The following is a 24,917-nucleotide window of genomic DNA, read 5'->3' as shown; positions in this document are numbered from 1 at the left end:
ATGGAAGCAGCAAGTCATTTAAAAAATCTCAGCGCAGATCTGGAACGAGCGTTGGCTGGCCTGTTGAAACTGGTAAAAGCCCTCAGCTTTTATCCGGCCGACCACCCTTCTTTGCTGAGCACCATCGGTAAAACAAGTAGCGCCTTTCAGACTTTTCTGCAGAACCACAAACCAGCAGCTTACCACGTTACCCAGAATGGCTTCAGGCTTGACAGCACCCCAGTCGCCCCAGGGAACCTGCAACTGCAGGAACTTGCGCTCAAACTGGTGGAACGCCGTGTTCGCCACATTCTCTTCATGCCGAAAATGGACCAGCAAGACTTACTGATACTGGCTGAGGAGTTGGCAGCACCGCTCGAGCAAACATTAGCAGCAGGTGGGCTGGCAGAACAGCTGAAGCAGCAAGGGCTGACGTCCATAGTGATCAACGAAACCAATCTGCAGGCGATCTTCGAACAGCTGGGTTCCCCTGCAGGAGCAGTCGCTGAGGCATTCGATATTGACCCGCAGCAGTTGCTTGAAAAGCTGCCTGAAGAAAAACCTCAGCCAAGTACAACCGAGCAAATGCGAGAACTGCTCGAAGAGTTAAAAGCGCCACAGTCTGAGGTTGCCTTTGATAAACTGCTCGGCAAGATCAGAAAAACAGCTGAACCATTCTTCAACGAAACACGACTGACTGGCCAGTTGGCCGTCTTCAGCCTGCTCGAATCTCTGCATAAGGATCAAACACGCTCGCCCCGTCAACGCGCATCGGCAAACGAATTAAGCTCAGCCCTGCTAACCGCAAGCTGCCGCAAACAATTGATCGACGCCCTCGCTAACAGCGACTTGAAATCATCACAGAGGCGCCTGCTCGTACGCTTGCTGATCAATTTCGGGGAACGCATCGCGCCAGACATGCTGCAACGACTCTATGCCGAGAGAGATGCCCTTATCCGCCGTGATTATTCTGCTGTTCTGGCAAAAATGGGGGAAAAGATCTTTCCCTTATTGAAAGCCGATCTGCACCACACAACTTGGCACCGCGTGCGCAATGTCGTCACCATTCTCGGCGAATCACGCCTTGAATCGGCGTTGCCACTGCTGGCCCAGGTGGTCGACTACCCGGAGCCACGGGTCCGTCGTTCAGTCATCCGTGCCTTGGCGGCGATCGGAGGCAACCAGGTTATCCCCTTCCTGATAAAGTTGACGGAAGATGCAGACGAAGATCTACATCAACCAGCAATACAGGCCCTGGGGGGCTTGAGAAGATCACAGGCAGTTCCGCCCCTGATCGACATTCTCATGCGAAAGGGCCCTCGCGAAAAGCAGCACCTGCTGAAAATTGAAGTCATCCGGGCACTGGCGGCAACCCGCTCACCAAAAGCGATTATCCCCTTGCTGAAAATCGCCCGGCAACGAAACCTGCTCAACCGCAAAAATATTGAGACCCTGCGTGCTGAAGCAATTCTGGCCATCGGCCAACTGGGAAACGCAAAACTGATTCCACTCCTTGAACAGTTGCCGAAAGTGGAAAAAGATCCGGCCGGCCGCGCGTTGAAACAGGCGACGAGCCAACTTCTGAAGCACCATGTCGCCTGACCTGCGAAAACAGCTCCCGCAATCTCTGCATAGCCTTCTGCTTGGTCTGCGCCTTTACCCGGCCGAGCATCCGCAAATCTCGCAGCAGCTTCGCAGTTCGCTTGAAACCCTGCAGAGTTTGTTGAAATGGAACGACCGCTTGACTCTCGGGCTACTCGACGGTTGCCTGCTTGTCAACGAAATCCCCTGTACAGAACAAACAGCAGCCGTCCAGGAAATCGCCCGCTTACTCGAGAAACAGCAGCTCAAAGCCCTGGAAATCATGCCCGGCATCGACAGTCGTCAGCTATTGATTTTCTGTCAGCATTTTCCGCGCCTGCAGAACGACGACTTCCAGCAAAGACTCGAGAACCTTGGAATCCATGACATTCGTGCAATCCAGCCGGACGAGATGGATAACGCAGCGGTCACATATCAACAAGCGCTGCAAACCGTAGAGAGTTTGTGCAACGATGTCCGCGTCGGCAGGACTCCCTCGGCAGAAGACGCGATCAAAAGCACAAAAGCGATGGTGGTGAATATCCTCGAGCAGCCATACACACTGCTGGCGCTGGCGATGCTGAAAAATTACGATGACTATACATTCAACCATTCCGTCAATGTCGCGGTCATCGCCATGTCGGTCGGCAAAGCTTGTGGCCTGCCGCAAGACCAGCTGTTCAAACTGGGTCTTGGCGGATTATTCCACGACCTCGGAAAAATGACCATCACGCCACAAATTGTCAACAAACCAGGCAAGCTTAGCCCCAATGAGTATGCGACCATCCAGCAGCACCCGGGAAATGGTGCCGACCTGGTCAGCAAAATGAAAGAGATCCCTGCTGAGGTTGTCGATATCGTCAGACACCACCATTTAGGCTTTGACCGTACTGGCTACCCACCGAGCGGACGCTATCTGCATATTTCACCACTGACAGAAATGACCTGTATCGCTGACAGCTACGACGCGATGACCTCGATCCGCTGCTATCAACCACCCTGCTCGCCTCGCCAGGCAATAGATAATATGAAAAAAAGGCGTGGCAGCTATTTGCACCCTGAATTTCTGGATAAATTCATCGACTACCTCGGCCCTTATCCAGTCGGTACGCTGGTTCGATTGAAAGCTGGTTCAATTGGCCTTATCTGCGACCAGAATCGGGATCACCAGGGCTCACTCAGTCTGAAGCTGGTCATTGATTACAAAGGCCACAAACAGCCTGAACCAACCTTGTTAGAGCTGGCTGACAGCAGCAAAATTGTTGCCGAGGTCGACCCGATTCTCAACGGCATCACGTTGAACGATTATCTCCCCTGAAAGACTATGGCTCTATGGATTTAACGATCTCTTTGCTTCGTCAGTTGAGCGTTTTCCTGGTTATTGCTTACCTGTTCAGCAAATCCCCGGCCTTTAAGCCGCTGACTGAAAAGAACCTTCAACCGAAAAGCAAGTTATTGCTGTTCGCTATCTTCACCGGCTTTTCGGTCCTTGGCATTTACACCGAACTACCGGTCGAAGGGGCGATAGCCAATACCGGCGCGATCGGTGCAGTCCTTGCGGGCCTGATTGGTGGTCCAGTGCTCGGCAGTGCCGTCGGTGGCACAGCAGCCCTGCATCTTTTTATATTGAAGGGGAATTCAGCCCTCGTATATGTTGTCTCGACCGGGGTCGCCGGACTGTTCGGTGGGCTGGCCAACATTTACCTGCTGCGGCAGAACAAACCGGACCAGGTGTTCAGCCCGAAAGCCGCATTCCTGGCAACGTTTGGTGCCGAAGCGCTGCAGATGCTGATCATCCTGATGATGAAGAACCCTTTTTCCGAAGCTTGGGCGCTGGTCAAGGTGATCGCCCTGCCGATGATGATCGCCAACCCGATCGGCTCGGCGCTGTTCATGAGCATGATGCGCGACCAGAAGAGCATGTTCGACAAAGTTGGCGCGCTCTTCTCCGCCAAAGCGTTCAACATTGCCGACCGCAGTCTCGGCATCCTCAGCAAGGGGTTTAATGCCGAGAGTGCCAAGCAGCTGGCTGAAATCATTTACGACGAAACCGGGGTCGGCGCTGTCAGCATCAGCGACGGAAAAAAAATTCTTGCCTACATCGGCATCGGTGATGACCATCATCTGCCTGGTCTCGATATCGTTTCCCCGCAGACCCTGGAAGCTGTCCGTGACAACAAGGTTATCTTTGCAGACGGCGTCCACGAACATTTCCAGTGTGCTATTTCTGACAGTTGCCAGCTCGGTTCAGCACTGATTGTCCCGCTCAGGGTGGAAAACGAGGTGGTCGGCACCATTAAACTCTACGAGCCGAAAAACAAGTTGTTCCTGAACCTGAATAAAACCCTCGGTGAAGGAATCGCCAAACTGCTTGGAGAGCAACTGCTCCGGGATCGCTACCGAACCCAGCGCAACCTGCTGGTAAAGTCGGAACTGAAACTGATCCAGGCACAGGTTAACCCGCACTTTCTCTTCAACGCTCTCAACACCATCATTGCCATCGTCCGCAATGACCCGGAACAAGCCCGCAGCCTGCTACGCCACCTGTCCAACTTCTTCCGCAAAAACCTAAAACGCTCCGGTGACCTGTCATCGCTGGAAGAAGAGCTCGATCACGTCAATTCCTACCTGGTGATCGAACGCGCCCGTTTTGGTGATCGTTTGCAAGTCATTGAAGAAATCGACCCAGAATTGCTGCAGATCAAAATCCCTACATTCACCCTTCAGCCGATTGTTGAAAACGCTGTCAAACACGGTATTTCCAACCTGCTCGATGCCGGAGTCATCAAAATTTCCGCCGGCCATTCTCGCGACCGGGCGATCATCGCGGTAGAAGACAACGCAGGCTGTTTTTGTGATAAGCTTGATGGCGATGGGCTGGGAATGAACATCGTCGACAAACGGATAAAGAACCTTTACGGCAACCAGTACGGAATACAAACGGAATGTGTTCCCGACCAGGTCACTCGGGTCGCGCTGGTCCTACCGTTCGAGGAAAGAGAGTCGAAATGATCAGGGTCATGATCGTTGATGATGAGCAGCATGCACGGGACGAGCTGGCCAGCCTGCTGAATGAAGTCGCGCAGGTCGATATCGTTGCCAGCTGCGCCAACGCACTGGAAGCGGTCAAGCTGATCAACAAGCTTCACCCCGAGGTCCTTTTTCTTGATATCCAGATGCCGGTGATCGACGGCTTCGAGTTGCTCAGCCTCCTCGATCAAGAGGTCATGCCACAGGTTGTCTTCGTCACCGCTTACGACCAATATGCGCTGAAAGCCTTTGAAGAAAAAACTCTCGACTACCTGTTGAAGCCGATTGACCCGGAACGACTGAAGAAAACCATGGCAAAGATCGAAGCGGCTATCGACACCGGCGAAGAACCTCACTACCAGACCCCGGAACTGACCCGCATCCCTTGTGCCAGCGGTCACAAAATCAAGCTGATCGATCCCAAGCAAGTCGAATACATTCACTCCGATCTGAGCGGCGTCCATGTTTTTACCGCCGAAGGCAACTTTTTTACCGAATTAACCCTGAAAGTACTGGAGAAACAAATCGGCTTGCTGCGTTGCCACAAACAGTATCTCATCAACCTCGCCCATGTTGCTGAAATCATTACCCTAGAAAATGGGCTGGCGGAAATCGTTACCCTCAGCAACCATAAGCTACCGGTAAGCCGACGTTATTTGCGCAGTCTCAAAGAAGCTTTCCACTTATAACCAAGCAAAATAGTAAAAAACCGCTCACATATAACTACCGACCACTTAACTCGTGTATACGGCCGGTCACTCCGAATCGACTTTTTTTCAAAATCTGCCTGCTTTAATCTCCTTTTCAACGCGACAGGGATTGCTCCTGCCGGCAAAACTTTTTCAAAAACACAAGGAGTCAAAACAATGGGCGAAGCAGCACTTTCTTACTGGCTGGACGAATTTATCAACCCTACACCTGTAGCCGCTGATGCAGAAATCACCGACTACATCACCCTGATCGACGGCGAAACCGACGACGACTGGAAGTACGGCACCGACTGATTCTTCCAGCACTGGAATATAGTCATACGCAACGAAAGCCCGACAGTTAATGCCGGGCTTTTGCTTTTTTTACAGTGGCAGACAGGCCAGAATCTGCGCCGCTTTGGCACGAACTGCCGAACGCTTATCACGGATAGCAGTAAAAACCACCTGCTCCCCGTCAGCAGAGTTAAGTTCTCCGATCGCATCGAGCGCAACTAAAGCCAGCTCTTCCTGGCGGCAGACCAACGGCCCCAGGACTGCCAGCAACGCCGGGTCACCAAAGCCTCCGAGCACCCGAGCCACTTCGACCTGCACAGCAAGTTCTGGATCATCCAACAGCTTGATCAGCGCTGCGACCGTCTTCGGATGCTTTTTCTCCCCCAGCACTTTGACCGCCAACAGGCGCATCTCGGCATCGTCAGCCTTCAAAGCTTCCAGGAGCGCAGGATAAACCCGTTTATGATTCAATTTCCCCAGTGCATAAACCGCTTCCAGCCGCTCTACCCGTTCGCCGTTGCGCAACACGCTCAGCAGACGATCGAAATCGGCAACCGCTTCAACCACATCGAGTGCCGTGGCGGCAGCTTGACGCACATCAGCATCCGGATCGAGCAACATAGAGCGCAGTGCGCTTCGCCTTTCAGTGATCATAGTTCCCCCAAACACAATTAAAATGCTCAACATTCCCGTGGCAAAAAGATATTATAGAAGCTCCCCACACCCTCAATCAGGAAAGCAGTGATAATGCCCGCCAAACAACCTCATATTTATGTCACCTGGCTCCTTTTTGCCATAATCATTACTGGCTACCTATTATTTGCTGTCAAATTCCCCCTCGCTTACATCGTTGCCACCTATGAAGATTTGGTCGGCGAGTGGACACAGGTTTTCCTGTTTGCATCGACCATGCTGTTATGCACAAGGCTGGCATGCCAGAAAATCGCTGAGCGATGGTGGTTTGCCCTGCTCGCGCTTGCCTGCTTTTACGTGGTCGGCGAAGAGATTTCCTGGGGTCAACGAATTTTCGACATTGCGACGCCCGATTTTTTCCAGCAGCACAATCAGCAGAATGAAACCAACCTGCACAACTTTTTTACCGGCCCAATCAAGTCTACCAGCAAAATGCTGCTGGAGTACCTGCTGGCTGCCGGGATCACCGGTTACGGCTTGCTTTACCCACTACTGATCAAGCTACGCAAGCAGCCTGCACTCTGGTTCAACGGCAAAGGGCTACCCTTTCCGCCACTCTACCTCTGGCCTTTTTTTGTCGCCAGTGCCATTTTTGAGCTGGGCCTGATCCAGTTCAACGAATCTGAAATTGCAGAGCTTCTACTCCCGCTGGCTCTGTCTCTGATGGCGCTGAATTACCTGCTGACAGCTCGCGAGAAAAAGCCGTTGGCTGAGCTTTCAGGTTGGGACCTTCAGCGGTCGCGAAAACTTGGCAGACAAACGCTGCTTCTTTTCGCCACTGTAATCCTGCTGGCTTGTGGAACAACCGCGGCTTGCTACAACTCCCCCCGCCTTGGCCCTGAAATCAGCGAACGTTACCTGAACGGCATGGAAAAATTTGCCGGACGTTATCAACGACTCGGCAATTGGGAGATTGCCAGCCAACTCTACAGTCGCGTGCTGCAACAGGAACCGGAGCGAGCGGATATTTTACGCCAACTCTTCAAGGTAGAAACGGAACGGGGAGATCCTGCGCAGGCTAAAAAATACCTGCAGCAGGCACAACAAGTGGATATCGAATACCTCGCCCGCAACTCGCTCAGCGTAGCAGCCCACCTGTCGCTAGCTGACACCTATGATTTGCTGGAAAAAACAGAGGATGCTGAAGATCATCGTCTCGGAAGTTTGCAGATCGCTCAACTGAACGTCAAAAGAGCGCCTAACGGCACAACTGTCTACTGGCTCGCCAAGGCACTTGAGGCCAATGGCCAACAAGATGAAGCTTTGAAGGCATACCGACGCTCTCTCGAACTGCAACCGGGCTCACTCAGAGCACTTAAAGCGATTCAACGTCTTGGCACAGAACAGAAAAATGACTGACAACAGCTAACTGCCTCGAGGCGGCTCAAAACGCTCGAAGTAACCGATAAGTTCCCCTGCACCGTTACGAACGGCGCGCATGTAAAGGCGCCGTTTTTCATTATCGCTGATAAGAATTTCTTCCAGCCCTTCTGCCATCTGTTGCAAAATATCGCGCAGCTGCTTACGCGAATTTTCATTGTGGCATTCGAGCAAATCACAGCCGAGCAGGTTGTTTCCGTTGGGATAAAATTCTACCGCCGCCTTGTTGAGATAACGGACAACGTGATCGGTATCGGCAAAGAGCACCGGCTCCTTGACGCTGTCTAGCAGGTCGTGAAAAAAGGCCAGGGATGCAAAATCATTCATATCACACCTTGATAATACGCACGGCATTTAAGACTGCCAACAGCGCCACACCGACATCAGCAAAAATGGCCTGCCAGATGGTCGCCAAGCCGAACAGACCGAGCAACATAACAGCGCATTTGGCGACAAAGGCGAGAGAGATATTCTGCCAGACGATCCGCCGTGTCAGCCGCGCGGTTTCTATCGCTTCAGCCAGCTTCCCCGGCTCATCGGTCATCAGCACCACATCAGCCGCCTCAATGGCTGCATCGCTGCCGAGACCTCCCATGGCGACGCCGATATCAGCCCGCGCCAGAACCGGCGCGTCGTTGATACCGTCACCAACCATAACCAGTCGCCCGTGGCGGCATTTCTGCTGATAGTTTTCCAGCGCCGTCAATTTCTGCTCCGGCAACAGTTCTGCTTTCCAGCCGTCTAATTGCAGTTCATCCGCAATCCGCGCGGCCTCCTGCTGACGATCACCGCTAAGCATGCGAACTTTTCGCACTCCCATCTTTCGCAGGGCAGCCACAGCAGCAGCTGATCCTTCCCGCAAACGATCGGAGATGATCAATGCTCCAGCATATTTGCCACCAACAGCGAGAAATACCGGGCTACCGATTTCTTCTGCCTCAGGCACATCGATCCCCTCTTGCTCCAACAATTTACGCTGACCGAGCAGAACCGAGCGTTCATCAATCTGCACTGAGATACCGAAACCTGCGATCTCCTGCAAACCCTTCAGTCGCGATCTACTCAGCTTTTTAGTGTGAGCAGATCGAATCGATTCGGCAATCGGATGGTTGGAATCGATCTCCGCCAACGCAGCCAGTTCAAGAACTTCGTCGGCTGAAAAACCATTTGCAGGAAAGATCTTTTGTAAATCGAAAACACCTTCAGTCAAGGTGCCGGTTTTATCAAAAACAACCGACTCAGTCTGAGCCAATGCTTCAAGATAATTCCCACCTTTGACCAGAATTCCCTGTTTCGAAGCTCGGCCAATGCCACCGAAAAAGCCGAGAGGAATCGATATCAACAAAGCACAGGGGCAGGAAACAACCAGAAAGATCAGCGCACGATAAAACCAGTCCCCCCAACTACCGACAAAGATAGGCGGCAGCAGCGCAATCAATGCCGCGATCAGCACAACTGCAGGGGTGTAAATACGAGCGAAGCGGGTGATAAAACGTTCTGTGTTGGCTTTTTTCTCACTCGCCTGCTCGACCAGTTCAATGACACGAGTCAAAGATGATTCAGCAGAAAGCTTGACAACTCTCAGTGTCAGGCTTGAAGTATTATTAATCAGGCCGGCCAACACTTCATCCCCAACTGTCAATCGGCGTGGGCGAGACTCACCGGTCAAAGCCGAGCTGTCGAGTAAACTCTCGCCTTCGACGATAATGCCATCGAGCGGAACACGTTCACCAGGCCTCACCAGAATCATCTGACCGATACTAATCTCCTCCGGTGGCACCACGCGAACTTGATGACCTTCCAGCAGGTTTGCACTATCAGGCCGGATATTGAGCAGGGCGGAGATCTCGCGGCGTGAATGATCCACGGCTCGACCCTGAACAATCTCGCCGAGCAGATAGAAGATCATGACAGCTACGGCTTCTGCATATTCTCCAAGAAAAAGCGCACCTACCGTTGCAATCGACATGAGGAAGTGTTCGTCGAACCAACCACCGCGTCGCAGATTGTTCTGTGCTGCCCAAAGCACCGATCCACCTGTGATCGCATAACTGGCCAGGAAACAAACTACAGCCGCTGTGGAGCTAATATAGCTATCGACCAAAAATGCTAAAATAAAAAGCGCGGCACCGATAGATAGCCTTATTATCTGATTTTTTATTCGGCTACCTGGCTCTTCAACCTTCGCTTCAGCCCAGGGCCGAACAGCCACACCCGGTTCAAACCGCTCGACGATCTCGCGGACTTCCCGCAGAAGCTGATGGCAGGGCTGAGGTGAGTCAACTCGCAGGCTTCCTGCTGTAAAATTCAGGTAAGCCTCGCTGACATGGGGCAACTCCTGCACCGCGGCTTCTATTTTCCCGGCGCAACTCGCACAACCGAGACCCTGCAGGGAGAAACGGCAACTGGCGCTGGTCAAAGGGTTATCGATACGGCAGTCATCTCCCGCCGCATGAGCACAGCAACACTGGCTGCCACATGTTGAATGTTCGGACATGGCACCTATCTTTTCCGGCTGCAAGTCGTTAAAAAATCATGAATATATTATTTCAACAATAGCGTTTTCTGACCATTTTGGTCAATCATTCACCGCTCCAGTGTCTGCACAGCTTCGATCAATCGCCCGGCGTGCAAATCACGAATCTGCGTGTAGCGGCCACCCAACCGTCGAGCCAATTGCTGCAGCTTTTCGTTGCCGACACCACCGCGGCTGTCGATCACGACACTTTGAATCTGATCCCTGGCAACCTGCAGGGCCAAGCCAAACAGCTCATCGTAAACGTTGCCCCCGGGGGACAATGGCAGGTTTGCTTCACCATCGGAGACAATCACCAACAAAGGCTGCAGGCTCGGCTGCTTTTGCCGTTGCGTGCGGATCAGCTGCCATCCTTGCCAGAGTCCATCGGCAAAAGGCGTCGCACCCCCCAGCGGCAACTTGCGTAACTGCTGCTGGGCGAGCAACACGCTGGAGGTCGGTCGCAATAAAACCTGTGCTCGTTCGCCGCCGAAAGAGACCAGCGCAACCTGGTCACGATTCTGGTAGGCCGCCGTCAACAGACCGAGAATGGCTCCTTTTGCCGCCTTCATCCGCTCCAGTGAGCCTTGCCCCATCGATTCGGACGCATCTATCACGAAAACAATCAGCGCCCGCTGCCGCTGCAGAAACTGCTTCGCCTGCAGGTCTCTTAATTCGACCTCACTACCACGGATCAAGCTGGCGCGCAGGGTTGCAGGGAGATCGATGATTGCATCAGGTTGATTGGCTCGCAGCGGCAGGCTGCGCAGATGACGGCCAGCGCGGCCACGGCCCTTACTGCGGCGGCGTCCGGACCTGTTACGGGAAAAGCTCAGCTGCTCGATATTGACTGGGGCGAGGCAGTGCTGGTCGTCGATATCGACGATTCGCTGTGAAGTTTTTTTTTAAGCGTCTGGAACAGCATGCTTCCCGCGGCGGCGGAACCAGGAAACTCGTAATCGACCAACATGAAGTCAAGGTCATCAAGGGGATCCTGATCATCAAGACTAACCTGCTCCGGCTTGCCTTCAAGCACCCTCACCAGGGCGTCGTCGAGATTTTTCCGGGCAGCTTCGCTGTTCAGCAAAGTCCCGCCCGGCAGGCGATGCGGCAGGACAAAAGCGGCCGCTTCTTTGACTTCAGCCACGCTGACCGCTTTCTTTCCGAGCAATGCTGCCAGCGCACGGGCGACCTTCAGCAGGGCGATATCTGCCCGGTGGCCATGCACCTGCAGCTCAATCGCCAGCTTGACAACCAGATCATACGCGGCCTCCGGGATCACCACCTGGTTCAGATTTCTTTGGGCCTGCTGCACCTGTGCAGCCAAGAAATGTTCTTCCTGCTGCCAACGGGCAACGAAATCCTGCGGATTCTGTTCATAAGCAATGCGATTTTCGATCAATTGCCGGCGCTGATGTGGATCACTAATCCCTTCGACATTGACCACAAGACCGAAGCGATCCAGAAACTGCGGCCGCAGCTCACCCTCTTCCGGGTTCATGGTGCCAATCAGCATAAAACGTGACGGGTGAGTGACGCAGAGCCCTTCCCGCTCAACCCGGTTTACACCGGACGCAGCAGCATCGAGCAGCAGATCGACCAGGTGATCTTCCAGCAGGTTGACTTCATCGACGTAAAGAATGCCGCGATTCGCCGCAGCCAGCAGGCCAGGCTCAAAACGCTTTTGCCCGGTTTTGAGTACATGCTCCAATTGCACACTGCCGACCACCCGGTCTTCTGACGCGCTCAGTGGCAGCTCAACCACCGGCATCGGCCGTTTCGTTCTCTCCAGCTGTTCGCCTTTTTCCAGCTTTTCCCGGCAGCCGTCGTGCAGTTTTTCTATATTCCCCGGATCACACTGGTAGGGACAACCGGCAACAACCTCGATGGCAGGCAAGAGCGCAGCCAACGCACGCGCTGCGGTCGACTTCCCCGTCCCTTTCTGGCCACGAATCAGGACACCGCCAATACTGGGATCAACGGCGTTGAGCAACAATGCTGCCTTCATGGCGTCCTGGCCGACGATAGCGCTGAGAGGGAAGGGAAAGTTCTGCATGGAGCAACCTTTCGGCAAATGATATTCAAGTTTTAGCCCAGACATCGGACAAAGGCAAGCGAGCTGAACGCACAGCAGCCAGATTCAAAAGCTGCGAATAAAAACAGCTAACCTCTTGATCTTCATTAAAACTGACGTACATTTTAAGTAACACTTACCCACGCAAACCGACAGCAGCAGCTAACCACAGAACCGGCAAACCAACCATCACAGGGAGGACGCTATGGCGGGCAAAAATATCATTATCTGCTTCGACGGGACATGTAACCATCCGAAGAGCGCAAAACAGGAACGCGAATGGTTCGGATTGGGGGACATCGATGACAAGGGCATCACCAATGTTCTGAAGCTGCACCTGTTGCTGGGCGGCACACTCGACAACCGCCCCCACAACAAGCAGCAGCACAGCCTCTACTACTCTGGCGTCGGCACCTACGGCAACAAAGTACAACAGCTCTTCAATGCCGCTTTCGCTCCGAACAACCTGGACGTCGCCCGCATCATCAAACAAGCGGGTTACGATCTCCAGAAGATCTATAAAAAGAATGACCGCATCTTCCTCTTCGGCTTCAGCCGGGGTGCTGCATTAGCGCGACGCTTTGCAGCCGTCATCGACAAATATGTGCCGGTCAAACCGGAAGACAAGGTTGTCCGCTTCATCGGCGTATTCGACACAGTCGCCGCCATCGGCTTTCCCAACCTCGACGATGATGACAAACCTGTATCCGATGTGATTTTTGAAAACTGCACTGTTTCCGGGCATGTCCAGGAGGCCTTGCACCTGGTATCTCTGGACGACAAACGGATTGCCTTTCTGCCAACACTGATGAATAAAGAAGATCGGGTGACTGAAGTCTGGTTCGCTGGCGCTCATTCCGATGTCGGGGGCGGATTCTGGTTTGATGGCCTTTCAGATATCAGCCTCGATTTCATGCTGAAAGAACTCGAAAAGCGTGAACTGGGCCTGACCGTACTATCGGCAGACGATGTGCAGTTCAATAAGTTGGGCGTTCCTGCGGAAAAATATCAACTCGATTACGACGACCTGTTCATCAAACCCCGCCTGCACGGCAAAATCCACACTCAGGACCGTTGGCTGCCAATCGCCCGCGCCACCCTCACAGAACGTGAAGTTCGGGTAAACATTAATGACAAGCCCGCCCCCAACGAGCTGCCGTTGGTTCATTACACTGCCATCGAGCGCATCAAAGAAATCGTCGATTATCGACCAAAAGCATTAAAGGGAGTGAAACACAACTGCCTGCACGCCAACGGCAACACGATTGAGCATCGAGGGATTCGGGACCACATTGATGTCTAAACCAAAAACGCCCCTTGCGGCCATGCGCAAGGGGCGTTTTTATATCCCGCATTCGGCTCTCACTCAATCAGGCTTGCGCCCTCCCATCAGCACCAGGTAACCGATCACTCCGGAAACCAACGAGCCGGTAAGAATTCCCAGACGTAGGGTGGTGATGTAACTGAACGAGTCACCACCGGTATGTTCAAAGGCAAGACCACCGATAAACAAACTCATGGTGAAGCCGATGCCACAGAGAGCTGCAATACCGAGCAGGTGACGCCAACTTGCACCTTCCGGCATTTGTGCGATACCCAGTTTGATCGCAACAACAGAAAAGCCACCGACACCGATCAGTTTACCAACCACCAAACCAGACATAATGCCGAAGGGCACCGGATGCAACAGGTCACTGAAACTCATTCCAGATAACGGGATCCCGGCATTGGCAAAAGCAAAAATTGGCAGAATCATGTAATTGACCCAGGGATGCATCTCGTGTTCAAGGAATGTCAGTGGCGAATATCCTGGATCCTTCTGGCTCTTCAGGGGGATGGCAAAAGCCAGCGCCACCCCGGCCAAGGTGGCATGAACACCAGACTTGAGAACGAAAATCCAGAGGAAGAACCCAACCCAGAGATAGGGAACAACAGTCTCGACCCGCATCCGGTTGAGGATAACCAGCAGCGTCAGGCAGACCAGCGACAGCACCAGCATGGTTCCGGAAAGGTCGCCTGAATAAAACAGCGCGATAATAACGATAGCGCCGAGGTCATCCATGATCGCCAGAGCGAGCAAGAAAATCTTCAAAGAAGGCGGCACCCGGTCGCCGAGCAAAGCGACGACGCCAAGGGCAAAGGCAATATCTGTCGCTGCAGGAATCGCCCAACCGTTCAAAGCCACCATGTCACCCATGTTGATCAGCACGTAGATAAGCGCAGGAACCAACATCCCGCCGATCGCGGCGACACCGGGCAGGATAATCTGCTCTTTGCGCGAAAGGCGGCCGATCAGAAGTTCCTTTTTCACTTCCAGCCCGATGAGTAGGAAAAACACGGCCATCAGACCATCATTGACCCAGAGCAACAGCGGCTTGGCGATATGAATCTGGCGTCCCAGACGGACCTCGAAAGGCGTCTCGAGGAAGTAATCGTACAACCAGTACAGCGGTGAATTTTCCAGCAACATGGCTGCGACGGTTGCAACCATGAGCATAATGCCGACAGATGACTCTTTTTTTAAGAATTTATTGATGGCATCAAGCATCTGAGCTCTCCAGTAAAAAAAGATGTTATTTAATCCGATAAAATACCGCAAAGCGCCCTAGGGCAAAAGGCGCCTCGAGGCAACAAAGACCGAAAGCTGTTAATTTGATCGCGCAAACCGCCCCGTTGCAGCCGGCAAATCTAAGAGCACCACAAATCAACCTCAGCGCAGTCAGAGGTTAATTCCGCCAACAACAAACACCAATTATAGATATCCCCGGGTACACCCGGGTTCCTGATGCTCCGCAAACTGATTGCTGTTGCAATCAGTTAACACCACAGATCCTTCGGATCTGATTTCCCAGATGCCACAGCATCTGCAGCGGCACCCGAGAAAAGGACTCATTCAACCACGGCTAAAGCCGTGGTGTTCTGTCTTCGACCGTATAAAGGGCAAAAAAAAGGCTGCAAGTTCAACAACCTGCAGCCCTTTCTCACATTCCTCAACAGTCTTCCTAGAAGGGGATCTCATCATCAGGATTAAATGCCGGCTCACTGAAACCGCCCCCTTGTTGGGGAGCGCCTTCCTGTTTTCTCGGCGGTTGAGATTGACCGCCCCCCTGAGGCCCGCCGCCATAATTCCCCTGGCCACCCTGGTTGTAACCTTGGCCACCGCCCTGCTGTCCGCCAGCATAACCACCACCCTGATCGTCACGACTGCCGAGCATCTGCATCTGTTCAGCAACAATTTCAGTGATGTAGCGCTTATTACCGTCACGATCGTCGTATGAGCGGGTCTGGATGCGGCCTTCGATATAAACCTGCTTGCCCTTATGCAGATACTTGCCGCAAACCTCGGCCAATTGCCGCCAGGCAACAATATTGTGCCATTCAGTTTGCTTGTTACCCTCCCGGTCCTTGAACGGGTTGGTCGTCGCCAGGGAAAAAGTTGCCACCGCAGCACCGGACGGAGTATAGCGAAGCTCCGGGTCCTTCCCCAAGTTCCCCACTAAAATCACTTTATTTACAGACATTTAAAACCTCCTCGAAATTATGACTGCCCGCAAGCTTGATTCTTGAAAGAAAATCGCAGACCGCGTTTCCCAAACCTCCGACAGTTGTTTACCTGTTCGCTCTTCAGAATATTTTTGAACCGGACATGTTACACGGTTCAGCACAAGACGTGAAGCCATTTCCCTATTTGGGCACGTGCTCCAGAGACACTCTAAAATTGCAGACAGCCAACCTTTGCCGGGAATCTGTAAATTCAATTGACGGCAACGAACCAAAGTCAGTATTGTTGAATGTTTAGATGCATTGGAGGCATAAGTGCTACGCACATTGTTTTTTTATCTAACGTATTATCCCTGGACTTTCATTGTTTTACTGCTCGCGCTACCACTTTCCCTGCTGGGGCAAAATCACGTGCACCGCTTGGGAATTCTCTGGGGCCGCAGCGCTCTTTTCTGTGCTGGACTGAAAATAACAGTCAAGGGATCTGAGAACATTCCGCGCGACCAGCCTGTTGTTTATATTGTCAACCATTCGAGCAACTTCGATATTCCGGTTCTCTACGCTGGTCTGCCGCTGCAATTCCGCTGGATGGCTAAAAAAGAACTCTTTGATGTACCATTGTTTGGACTGGCAATGCGCCGTTGTGGTTATATCCCAATCGATCGCTCCGACAGGCGTAAAGCGATGCACAGCATGAATGATGCTGCCAAACAAATTCAGGCAGGGGCTTCTGTCATCATCTTCCCTGAAGGAACTCGCACACCCGATGGTCACCTGCAGGAGTTCAAGAAAGGCGGCTTTCTGATCGCAATAAAAGCCCAGGTTCCCATTGTTCCGGTCGCAATTACCGGAAGTTTCAACGTCATGTCTAAAGACAGCCTGCGAATCAACAAGAGCGATATAGAAATGGAAATTTTTCCGCCCATTACAACTGAAGGGCTTAAAAATGCCGAGACCAAGCAACTGATGGCACAAGTCCGCGAGCCGATTTTCGAAAAAACCGAAAGGGGGCAAGAGTGAGCACAGAAACAAGCGAACAACTCAGTCTCTACACTCTTGGTGGTCTCGGCGAGATCGGCATGAACATGATGGCGATTGAATATGCCGGCAAAATATTGCTGGTCGATTGCGGCCTGATGTTCCCGGAAGCCTACATGATGGGCATCGACCTGGTCCTGCCCGACATCAGCTCCCTGGAGGGAAGGCAGGACGACATCATCGCCCTGGTCCTGACTCATGGGCATGAAGATCACATCGGGGCGATCCCCTTCTTGTGGCGAGACCTTGGAGAGCCGGCAATTTATGCAACTGGCCTTACACTGGGCCTGTTGCGCAGCAAGCTGAAAGAGTTTGAACTCGACAGCAAAGTTCCGATGATCGAGATTCAAACACGGCAAAAAGTTGATCTTTTCCCCTTTGAAATTGAACCGTTTCGAGCAGCGCACTCAATAGTTGATGGTGTCGGGCTTGCCATAAGAACGCCTATTGGTTTAATTGTTCACACCGGCGATTTCAAGATCGACCAAACCCCGGTCGATGGCCAAAATACCGATCTGGCCCGCCTGGCTGAATTCGGCGAAGAGGGTGTTTTGCTGTTGCTGGCCGACTCGACCAATGTTGAAAACGACGGCTATACCCTTTCTGAACGCACGGTCAAAAAAGCGCTCGAAGAGATTATCCCGCAGAGTGTAAAGCGGGTCGTCGTGGCAACTTTTTCCTCCAACATCCACCGCATTCAGCAGATTGCCGATGTCGCTGCAAGCAATAACCGCAAACTGCTTATCAACGGGCGCAGCATGGTTGCCAACATCGATATAGCGCGCAAACTTGGCTACTTGAAAATCGCTGAGGAACAGTTTATCGATTTGCGCGATATGCGAAGCCTGCCACCAGAAGAAGTTCTCATAATAACAACAGGAAGCCAAGGAGAACCGCTTAGCGCATTAATGCGGATTGCTCTTGGCGACCATAAACAGATCGAATTGGAACGGGGCGATACGGTCATCCTCTCCTCCAAATTCATCCCTGGCAATGAAAAGGCGATTTCCGACCTGATCAACAATCTCTATCGTCGGGGCGCAGAGGTTTTTTACGAGAAAACCAGTGAAATCCACGTCTCAGGCCATGCCAGCCGAGAGGAACTGAAGCTTGTACACAACCTGACCAGGCCCAAATACTTCATGCCGGTCCATGGTGAATATCGCCATCTTGTCAAGCATGCGCAACTGGCGCAGGAGATGGGGATAGACGCAGAGAACTGTTTTGTTGTTGATAACGGCTACCCTTTGCTGATAACTGCAGAGGGGGCCGAACTTGGTGAAAAGTGTGAAACTGGCCGTGTCTTCGTCGACGGCAAAGGCGTCGGCGACGTCGGCGCCATGCAACTGCGCGACCGGCGTCATCTGGCAAATCACGGCCTGGTTATTCTCATGCTGGCGATCAACCAATCGACGGGTAAAATCGTTCAGGGACCGGAGCTGTTCAGCAAAGGCTTTATCGAGGAAGAGAGCGAAGAAAACAATGCCCTGCTGGACGAAGCGAAACAGGCGGTTTGCGACCTGCTGGACGAGCACAGCCTGGACGCCGTCAGCGACTGGGAAGAGTTGCGAGTGGAAGTCCGTAAGGCTCTACGTCGTTGTTTCAACAAAAAAGTCGCCCGTCGGCCGCTGATTTTACCCGTCATCCTGCAGCTTTAACTTCATGAACCAGAAACCAAATCAATAACCAGGATAAAATATAGAGATGGACACTTTACACGCAATACTCCTCGGCCTGATTCAGGGCCTGACCGAATTTCTTCCCGTTTCTTCTTCCGGGCATCTGGCGATAGCCCAGCACTTTCTGCCCGGCTTCGAGCAACCGGGGCTCCTGTTCGACGTACTGCTGCACTTTGCTACCACGCTGGCGGTTATTATTTATTTCCGCAAAGATGTCTGGAAGTTGCTGACCTGCTTTTTCCGCAAAGATGCTTATGCCATTGATGACCGACACACATTCTGGATGATCATTCTCGGCTCCATCCCGACAGCGGTGATTGGCCTGAGCGGGAAAGATTTCTTCGAAGGACTGTTCGAGAACCTGCTGGTCATCGGCTGCATGCTGCTATTGACAGCCATGCTCCTGATCGTCGCTGAAAAGACACGCAAGGACGGCCGCAGCCTGGCAGAAATACGCATCAACGATGCCCTTCTGGTCGGCGTGGTGCAGGGCATGGCGATCATTCCCGGCATCTCCCGCAGCGGTTCAACCATCGCCACATTGCTTCTGCGCGGAATCGATGGTGAAGCTGCGGCCAGATTTTCTTTTCTTTTGGCGTTGCCGGCAATTTGCGGCGCCATGCTGCTATCGATGAAAGACCTGCAACATGTCACGGCGAGCGAGCTGCCTGCTTACGGCATCGGCGCGATCATGGCTTTTGCCAGCGGACTGTTCGCCATCCGCTGGTTGATGAACGTTGTCCGTCGCAAACGACTGGCTGGATTCGCCGTCTACTGCCTGCTGGTCGGCAGCAGCATTATCGGCTATTCTATGCTGGCTGGCTGATTTACCGATAAATGGATAAGTTATGAGTAAAGCGAAAAGTAAAACCAAAGAGGAAACGGAAACCTCGATCGAAAGACCGGTCCACCGCGAAATTCTGGGGCTGGTCTGGCTGGCGCTGGGAATATTCCTGCTGCTCTGCCTCGGCAGTTACAGCACTGCAGACCCATCGTTCAATAACAACCTGAACCCGGCAAAAGTCAACAACCTGATCGGCATTATAGGCTCACATCTTTCCGATCTGCTTTATCAGGCATTCGGCCTGACCGCCTGGCTCTGGCCGCTCGGTTGCCTCACTCTTGCCTGGCGCTGGCTGAAGTTTCGCGAAGTTCACTTTCGCCTTTTGCGCCTGATTGCATTTCTGCTGCTGCAGGTCACCCTCGGCGGGCTGCTCGCGCTGCAGTTGTCAGAGGTCAAACTGTTCGGCAGCCAGATCCGCGAGGCGGGAGGGGCAATTGGCCGCATCCTGGTGAACCTGCTCTCCAGCTATCTGAACCTTGGCGGGGCTGCCATCGTCCTGCTGGTTTTCTTCCTGGTTTCACTGATTCTATCGACCCGCTTTTCCTTCGTTCTTTTCGTTGATGGCTTTCTCGAGCGCTTCGGCCGCAGGCTGGAACAACGCAGCGAAGCCCGTAAAGTTAAAAAAGAACTGAAACAGAAAGAGAAAAAGAACAAGCCGGAACCGGAAATCAAGGCCCCACTGATCTTACCGCAAGAGCCAAAACAACCGGTTGAAGTAAAGGGCAAAAAACAGAAAAAACCAAAAGGCAAAGATGAAGAGAACCAGGAAGCATTCGCATTTCTGGAACCCTCCGGCGCATACCATATGCCAGGCCTGTCACTTCTCGATCACGATGGTGGCGACCCTAAACCGATTGACAAGGACAGTTTAACCAAGGCTGCCCAGATGCTGGAAAACAAGCTGCTTGACTTCGGTGTCGAAGGCGACGTGGTTGAAGTCAAGCCGGGCCCGGTGGTTACCATGTACGAATTTGCTCCGGCTCCCGGCGTCAAAGTCAATAAAATTTCCAACCTGCAGGATGACCTGGCAATGGCACTGCAGGCCGTTTCGATCCGTATTGTCGCACCGATTCCGGGTCGCGGTGTGGTTGGCATCGAAATCCCGAATAAAGATCGGGAAACGGTTTACCTGAAAGAGATCATCGAAGATCAGGCGTTCCAGAAAACCGGGAGCAAACTGCCAATGGCGCTGGGGAAGGACATTTTCGGCAACGTGGTCGTTTCCGATCTGGCCAAAATGCCGCACCTGCTGGTCGCCGGCTCAACCGGCAGCGGCAAATCGGTCTCGATCAACACCATGATTTTGTCGCTACTCTACCGGGCAACGCCGGATGATGTGCGCCTGATCATGATCGACCCGAAGATGCTCGAACTGTCGATCTACGAAGGCATCCCGCACCTACTGCTGCCGGTCGTCACCAACCCGAAAAAAGCCTCCCTGGCGCTGGCCTGGGCGGTGCGGGAGATGGAGCGCCGTTACCAGCTGATGGCCGACAAAGGCGTACGCAACATCGACGGCTACAACCGCAAACTGGCAAAAGAAGAGAAGGAAGCGGAGACCCTGCCGCCGGAACCGGAGGCAAATGAGGATTTTCTCGATGCCGAAATAGAGACCCCGGAATTCATCGAACCGGAAGAGGAGCTGGAACACGGCCACCTGCCCTATATCGTTGTCATCGTCGACGAGTTGGCAGACCTGATGATGGTCGCCGGCAAGGAGATAGAAGAATCGGTCGCCCGACTGGCGCAAATGGCGCGAGCCGCCGGCATCCACCTGATCCTGGCCACTCAGCGCCCGAGTGTCGATGTCATCACCGGCCTGATCAAGGCCAACTTCCCGACCCGGATCTCCTTCAAGGTGTTCTCGCGTACCGACTCGCGCACCATCCTTGACTCGATGGGGGCCGAATCGCTGCTCGGCATGGGCGATATGCTGTTCCTGCCGCCCGGGGTCGGTTACCTGCAGCGGGTCCACGGTGCGTTTGTTTCTGAGTTGGAAGTGCAGCGGGTGGTTGACTTCCTTTCCAAGCAGGGAAATGCAGATTACGACAAGAGCATTCTGCAAGCGCCGCAGAACAGCGCCGGGGCCGAAACGGGCGAAGAGGAGTACGATGAGCTCTGGGATGAAGCGCTGAAGTTTGTCGCTGATACCAAGCAGGCTTCGATTTCCCGCCTGCAGCGCCGTTTCAAAATTGGTTACAACCGCTCTGCGCGGATGATTGAGCGGATGGAGCAGGAAGGCATTGTCGGCCCATCGGACGGAAGCGGCAAGCCGCGTGAAGTCTTGATCAACAAAATTGAATAAAGAGAGCAGGAACATGAAAGAGATGACATCTCACTGCGCCCTTTGCAATGTCGCCGTTGCAGAGCGTGCCTGCAAAATCACTCCGGGAAAAGGCCCTGCAAGCTGTCCTACCCAGCAGCATGATGACTTGAAAGAGAACGCTTTCGCCAGCTACCAGAACGAGGAACTCTGCGAGTTCGCCCGCCAGTCATCGATCCAGGAAGCGGAAGGCTACACCAACAGGGATAAAAGTTACGCAGAGCTGAAACCGGTCAAGCCGCGCATTCTGGAAATTATCGAGTTTGCCCACAAGATGAACTACCAGCACCTCGGTCTGGCCTTTTGTATCGGGCTACGCAATGAGGCTAAAGCGGTTGAACAGCTCCTGCTACAGCACGGCTTTAAAGTCAGTTCCGTCATCTGTAAAATCGGCAACATCGACAAAAACGAGATCGGCCTGGATGACAGCGAAAAGATCGTTATCAACAGCTCTGAGGCGATGTGCAACCCGGTTCTGCAGGCGCGCGTCCTGAATGACGAAAAGACCGACCTCAACGTCGTCATCGGCCTCTGTGTCGGCCACGACTCGATCTTCTTCAAAGAATCCGTTGCCCCCTGCACAGTGTTCGCCGTCAAAGATCGCCTGCTCGGCCACAACCCGCTTGCCGCCATCTACACCCTCGACAGCTATTATCGATCGCTGAAAAAATAAGCAGAAAGCCCCGGCATAACCGGGGCTTAACTTCACAATCTACAATCTATTGTCATCAAGACTCTTATCAGCAAAGCTTACCCGTGGTCCGCTTCGTCACCCCAGATCTCTTTCACCCGCTGGTCGCGGCCACACCCCCAGCGATAGTAGTTATAGCGGATCGGATTTTTTTTGTAATAATCCTGGTGATAGCTTTCTTTTCCCGTTATCGGCCAAAATGTCGTGGCCGGCAATATCGGCGTCACAACTTTCTGCTGCGGGAACAGCTCCTGCACCTGTGCTTTTGATTCTTCCGCTATTTTGCGTTCCTCCGGGTTGGCAACAAAGACGGCCGCCTTGTAGCTGTGACCGCGATCGCAGAACTGCCCACCATCATCAAAAGGATCGATATGGCGCCAGTAGTAATCGAGCAACTGACGGTAACTCAGCACCTGCGGATCATAGGTAATTTCAACCACTTCGTAATGCCCTACATGATTGCCATTATAGGTCGGGTTCTGCAGGTCTCCGCCGCTGAATCCCGAGACGACGTCGCTAACACCAGCCAGTTTTTCAAAATCGGACTCCATGCACCAGAAGCAGCCACCGGCCAATATTGTTGTCGCAGCGAAAACCTGGGTTGAAATCGTCAATATCGCTACCGTTAAAATCAATATCCGTTTCAATAACATAATGTCACCTCGACAGTTTTCTCCAATTATTTGAACAGGTGAACATAGTCGCCATAGCCTTCTTTTTCCAACTCGTCAGCAGGAATAAAGCGCAAAGCCGCTGAATTCATGCAGTAACGCAATCCAGTCGGTTGCGGGCCGTCATCGAACACGTGTCCGAGATGGGCATCGGCCAACTTGCTGCGAACCTCGTTACGCACCATGAAAAAACTCCGGTCTTCTGTGACAAAAACTGCATCCGGATCCAGCGGTTTGGTGAAGCTTGGCCAGCCTGTGCCAGAATCATATTTGTCGGTCGAACTGAAAAGAGGAACGCCAGAGATCACGTCGACGTACAAACCAGCATCATGGTTATCCCAGTAAGTATTGTTGAACGCCGGTTCAGTTCCTTCTTTACGAGTGACCTTGTATTGCAGTGGAGTCAAAGACTTGCGCAGCTCTTCATCACTCGGGACAGAATACTCACGCTTCATACTCATCCCGTCATCCATCTTCATCTTACCATCATGCATCATCGGCTTTTCCTTCATCCTATCCTGCGTATCCAGCATGTTGTCCTGCATCGACTTCTTCATTCCCTTATCCATCGCTTTCACATCCATGGAATCCTGCATTTCCGTGCCCATTGCGTGGCCTGAAGTGTTTTTCTTCATCCCCTGATCCATCATGTCTGCTGCAAAAGCCAGTTGAGAACCGAGGAACAAGGTCATAAAACAGTAAAATATCGGCATTTTTTTCGTTGATCTTTTCATCTTGTCTCTCCTTGATAAAGACCGAAAGAACTTGAACTCTGCTTGACCTTCAGAGTAGAGAGCTGTGATAAAGAGGGAAAAACGTTTCTGTAAAGATTTGGTAAAGCTCCAGCATTTTCTGTTGAACCTTTGTTCATTCCGGCACTATCAGCCACACCTCGGTTTTTCCCTCCGAACTTTCAGCACCAACCTGTCCGCCGTGCGCCGCAATCAGCTCTCTGCTGATTGCCAGACCGATGCCGGCGCCACCGCCGATGCGGGAGCGGGAACGATCGGCACGGAAGAAACGTTCAAAAATATAGGGCAGGTCTGCCGCCGGGATATCTGGCCCAGTATTCTGAAAAACAACCTTCATCCCGTCCTCCACCGGGGTAACAGCAACCCGTACGCTGCCTCCATGCGGAGTGTATTTACAGGCGTTGTCGAGCATATTCTGCATGGCCTGCAATATTTTATCTTTATCGACCTTCACTGGACGCTCCAAAGCGCTGTAGTCGGTTTCAATTTCGATCTCTTTCTTCTGAAAATTGAGCTGTCCCAAAGTGAGCAGATGGCCGACCAGGTCGGACAGCAAAACCGTTTCACGCTTGAGATAGGCCTTAGCGGCATCTGCACGGGCCAGCTGCTGCAGGCTTTCCACCAGGTGCACCAGCCGCAGGCTCTCCTGCTGCAGCATCTGCAGGGTATCAGAGGTCGGCGGGATGACACCGTCATTGAGCGCTTCCAGGTAGCCTCTCAGGTTGGTCAGGGGGGTTCTCAGCTCGTGTGCGACATCAGCGACCATCGTTTTGCGCAAGCGCTCAACCTGCTCCAGGCTATCTGCCATGCTGTTGAAAGCCTCCCCCAGCTGGCCGACCTCATCACCTGTTGTAACCTCTGCGCGCAGAGAATAATTGCCCGCAGCAACCTCTCTGGTGATCGCAGTCATCTGCTGCAAAGGGCGGAGCACCCGTCGCGTCAACAGGTAGCTGAGAACAAAGGCCAGCGCCAGGGCTGCCAGGCTGGCCCAGACAAGGTAACGATGGATCGAGCCGATGAACATGCGGTGAACGTCGTCGACAGCAACGTCGTACTTTTCCATCAGCGCCATGAAATAGTGAGCGGCAAGGTTATCAACGGAAAACCATACGATCAGGAAAATAACCCCGACCACAGGCAGGATAGTGATCAGCATCAATTTCCAGAGCAGGCGCAACTTCAC

At 52.9% G+C, this 24,917-nt stretch carries 21 protein-coding genes and 1 pseudogene; 12 read left to right on the top strand and 10 right to left on the bottom strand.

Annotated features, from left to right (window positions below; all coding sequences use genetic code 11):
* From BUB13_RS10205 to BUB13_RS18945, 5 genes are all read left to right on the top strand, one after another.
* Window positions 1–1,581, top strand: a complete 1,581-nt coding sequence (locus BUB13_RS10205; protein ID WP_072908561.1) for a HEAT repeat domain-containing protein — start codon at window positions 1–3, stop codon at window positions 1,579–1,581.
* Window positions 1,571–2,878, top strand: a complete 1,308-nt coding sequence (locus BUB13_RS10200; protein ID WP_072908559.1) for an HD-GYP domain-containing protein — start codon at window positions 1,571–1,573, stop codon at window positions 2,876–2,878. The genes BUB13_RS10205 and BUB13_RS10200 overlap by 11 nt, the downstream gene beginning before the upstream one ends.
* A gap of 14 nt (window positions 2,879–2,892) precedes the next feature.
* Window positions 2,893–4,572, top strand: a complete 1,680-nt coding sequence (locus BUB13_RS10195) for a sensor histidine kinase (RefSeq protein WP_072908557.1) — start codon at window positions 2,893–2,895, stop codon at window positions 4,570–4,572.
* The gene (gene btsR / locus BUB13_RS10190) at window positions 4,569–5,279 is read left to right on the top strand and encodes a two-component system response regulator BtsR (RefSeq protein WP_072908555.1); all 711 of its coding nucleotides are present in this window, start codon (window positions 4,569–4,571) and stop codon (window positions 5,277–5,279) included. The genes BUB13_RS10195 and btsR overlap by 4 nt, the downstream gene beginning before the upstream one ends.
* A 177-nt stretch (window positions 5,280–5,456) precedes the next feature.
* A complete protein-coding gene (locus tag BUB13_RS18945; RefSeq protein ID WP_153305039.1) occupies window positions 5,457–5,594 on the top strand; it encodes a hypothetical protein in 138 nt (45 codons plus the stop codon).
* Between the two features lie 69 nt (window positions 5,595–5,663).
* Here BUB13_RS18945 and BUB13_RS10185 read toward each other — a convergent pair whose 3' ends face one another.
* A complete protein-coding gene (locus tag BUB13_RS10185) occupies window positions 5,664–6,227 on the bottom strand; it encodes a HEAT repeat domain-containing protein (protein WP_161947642.1) in 564 nt (187 codons plus the stop codon).
* Between the two features lie 93 nt (window positions 6,228–6,320).
* On the opposite strand from BUB13_RS10185, the gene BUB13_RS10180 reads away from it, so the two are divergent.
* A complete protein-coding gene (locus tag BUB13_RS10180; RefSeq protein WP_072908552.1) occupies window positions 6,321–7,625 on the top strand; it encodes a tetratricopeptide repeat protein in 1,305 nt (434 codons plus the stop codon).
* A gap of 6 nt (window positions 7,626–7,631) precedes the next feature.
* Here BUB13_RS10180 and BUB13_RS10175 read toward each other — a convergent pair whose 3' ends face one another.
* From BUB13_RS10175 to BUB13_RS10160, 4 genes are all read right to left on the bottom strand, one after another.
* The gene (locus BUB13_RS10175) at window positions 7,632–7,973 is read right to left on the bottom strand and encodes a PAS domain-containing protein (protein WP_072908550.1); all 342 of its coding nucleotides are present in this window, start codon (window positions 7,971–7,973) and stop codon (window positions 7,632–7,634) included.
* 1 nt (window position 7,974) lies between these two features.
* Window positions 7,975–10,143: a heavy metal translocating P-type ATPase gene (locus BUB13_RS10170; protein ID WP_084091984.1), complete on the bottom strand. Its 2,169-nt coding sequence runs from the start codon at window positions 10,141–10,143 to the stop codon at window positions 7,975–7,977.
* Between the two features lie 89 nt (window positions 10,144–10,232).
* Window positions 10,233–10,916 carry a VWA domain-containing protein gene (locus tag BUB13_RS10165; RefSeq protein WP_279625982.1) on the bottom strand — a complete coding sequence of 228 codons (684 nt, stop codon included), beginning with the start codon at window positions 10,914–10,916 and terminating at the stop codon, window positions 10,233–10,235.
* Window positions 10,917–10,993: 77 nt separating this feature from the next.
* Complete coding sequence (locus BUB13_RS10160; RefSeq protein WP_072908546.1) at window positions 10,994–12,217, bottom strand: magnesium chelatase ATPase subunit I; 1,224 nt, start codon at window positions 12,215–12,217, stop codon at window positions 10,994–10,996.
* 223 nt (window positions 12,218–12,440) lie between these two features.
* On the opposite strand from BUB13_RS10160, the gene BUB13_RS10155 reads away from it, so the two are divergent.
* Window positions 12,441–13,538 (top strand): phospholipase effector Tle1 domain-containing protein, encoded by a 1,098-nt coding sequence (locus BUB13_RS10155; protein WP_072908544.1) that lies wholly within the window; start codon window positions 12,441–12,443, stop codon window positions 13,536–13,538.
* 63 nt (window positions 13,539–13,601) lie between these two features.
* Here the strand turns inward: BUB13_RS10155 and nhaA are convergent, their stop codons facing one another.
* Both nhaA and BUB13_RS10145 read right to left on the bottom strand, forming a co-directional pair.
* Window positions 13,602–14,783 (bottom strand): Na+/H+ antiporter NhaA, encoded by a 1,182-nt coding sequence (nhaA, locus tag BUB13_RS10150; protein WP_072908542.1) that lies wholly within the window; start codon window positions 14,781–14,783, stop codon window positions 13,602–13,604.
* A 454-nt stretch (window positions 14,784–15,237) separates the two neighbouring features.
* The gene (locus BUB13_RS10145) at window positions 15,238–15,756 is read right to left on the bottom strand and encodes a single-stranded DNA-binding protein (RefSeq protein WP_072908540.1); all 519 of its coding nucleotides are present in this window, start codon (window positions 15,754–15,756) and stop codon (window positions 15,238–15,240) included.
* Between the two features lie 295 nt (window positions 15,757–16,051).
* Between BUB13_RS10145 and BUB13_RS10140 the strand changes: the two genes are divergently transcribed.
* The 5 genes from BUB13_RS10140 to BUB13_RS10120 are packed head-to-tail and all read left to right on the top strand — an operon-like array spanning window position 16,052 to window position 22,293.
* Window positions 16,052–16,756: a lysophospholipid acyltransferase family protein gene (locus tag BUB13_RS10140; RefSeq protein ID WP_072908538.1), complete on the top strand. Its 705-nt coding sequence runs from the start codon at window positions 16,052–16,054 to the stop codon at window positions 16,754–16,756.
* Window positions 16,753–18,432: a ribonuclease J gene (locus BUB13_RS10135; RefSeq protein ID WP_072908536.1), complete on the top strand. Its 1,680-nt coding sequence runs from the start codon at window positions 16,753–16,755 to the stop codon at window positions 18,430–18,432. The genes BUB13_RS10140 and BUB13_RS10135 overlap by 4 nt, the downstream gene beginning before the upstream one ends.
* A 46-nt stretch (window positions 18,433–18,478) precedes the next feature.
* On the top strand, window positions 18,479–19,279 hold the full coding sequence (gene uppP, locus BUB13_RS10130) for an undecaprenyl-diphosphatase UppP (RefSeq protein WP_072908534.1): 801 nt from the start codon (window positions 18,479–18,481) through the stop codon (window positions 19,277–19,279).
* A gap of 22 nt (window positions 19,280–19,301) precedes the next feature.
* Window positions 19,302–21,602, top strand: coding sequence for a DNA translocase FtsK (locus BUB13_RS10125; RefSeq protein ID WP_072908532.1), 2,301 nt, complete (start codon window positions 19,302–19,304; stop codon window positions 21,600–21,602).
* 13 nt (window positions 21,603–21,615) lie between these two features.
* Entirely contained in the window at window positions 21,616–22,293 is a 678-nt protein-coding gene (locus BUB13_RS10120) for a DUF1847 domain-containing protein (protein ID WP_072908530.1), read from the top strand.
* A 77-nt stretch (window positions 22,294–22,370) separates the two neighbouring features.
* On the opposite strand, the gene msrA is transcribed toward BUB13_RS10120, so the two are convergent.
* From msrA to BUB13_RS10105, 3 genes and pseudogenes are all read right to left on the bottom strand, one after another.
* Window positions 22,371–22,964: a peptide-methionine (S)-S-oxide reductase MsrA gene (msrA, locus tag BUB13_RS10115; RefSeq protein ID WP_208610152.1), complete on the bottom strand. Its 594-nt coding sequence runs from the start codon at window positions 22,962–22,964 to the stop codon at window positions 22,371–22,373.
* Between the two features lie 26 nt (window positions 22,965–22,990).
* A pseudogene (msrB, locus tag BUB13_RS19525) lies at window positions 22,991–23,425 on the bottom strand (peptide-methionine (R)-S-oxide reductase MsrB); the annotation flags it as partial.
* Between the two features lie 424 nt (window positions 23,426–23,849).
* Window positions 23,850–24,917, bottom strand: a complete 1,068-nt coding sequence (locus BUB13_RS10105) for a sensor histidine kinase (RefSeq protein WP_072908528.1) — start codon at window positions 24,915–24,917, stop codon at window positions 23,850–23,852.

The sequence above is a fragment of the Malonomonas rubra DSM 5091 genome, assembly GCF_900142125.1.
Lineage (GTDB): Bacteria > Desulfobacterota > Desulfuromonadia > Desulfuromonadales > Geopsychrobacteraceae > Malonomonas > Malonomonas rubra.
This window is presented reverse-complemented; position numbering and strand designations above follow the sequence as displayed.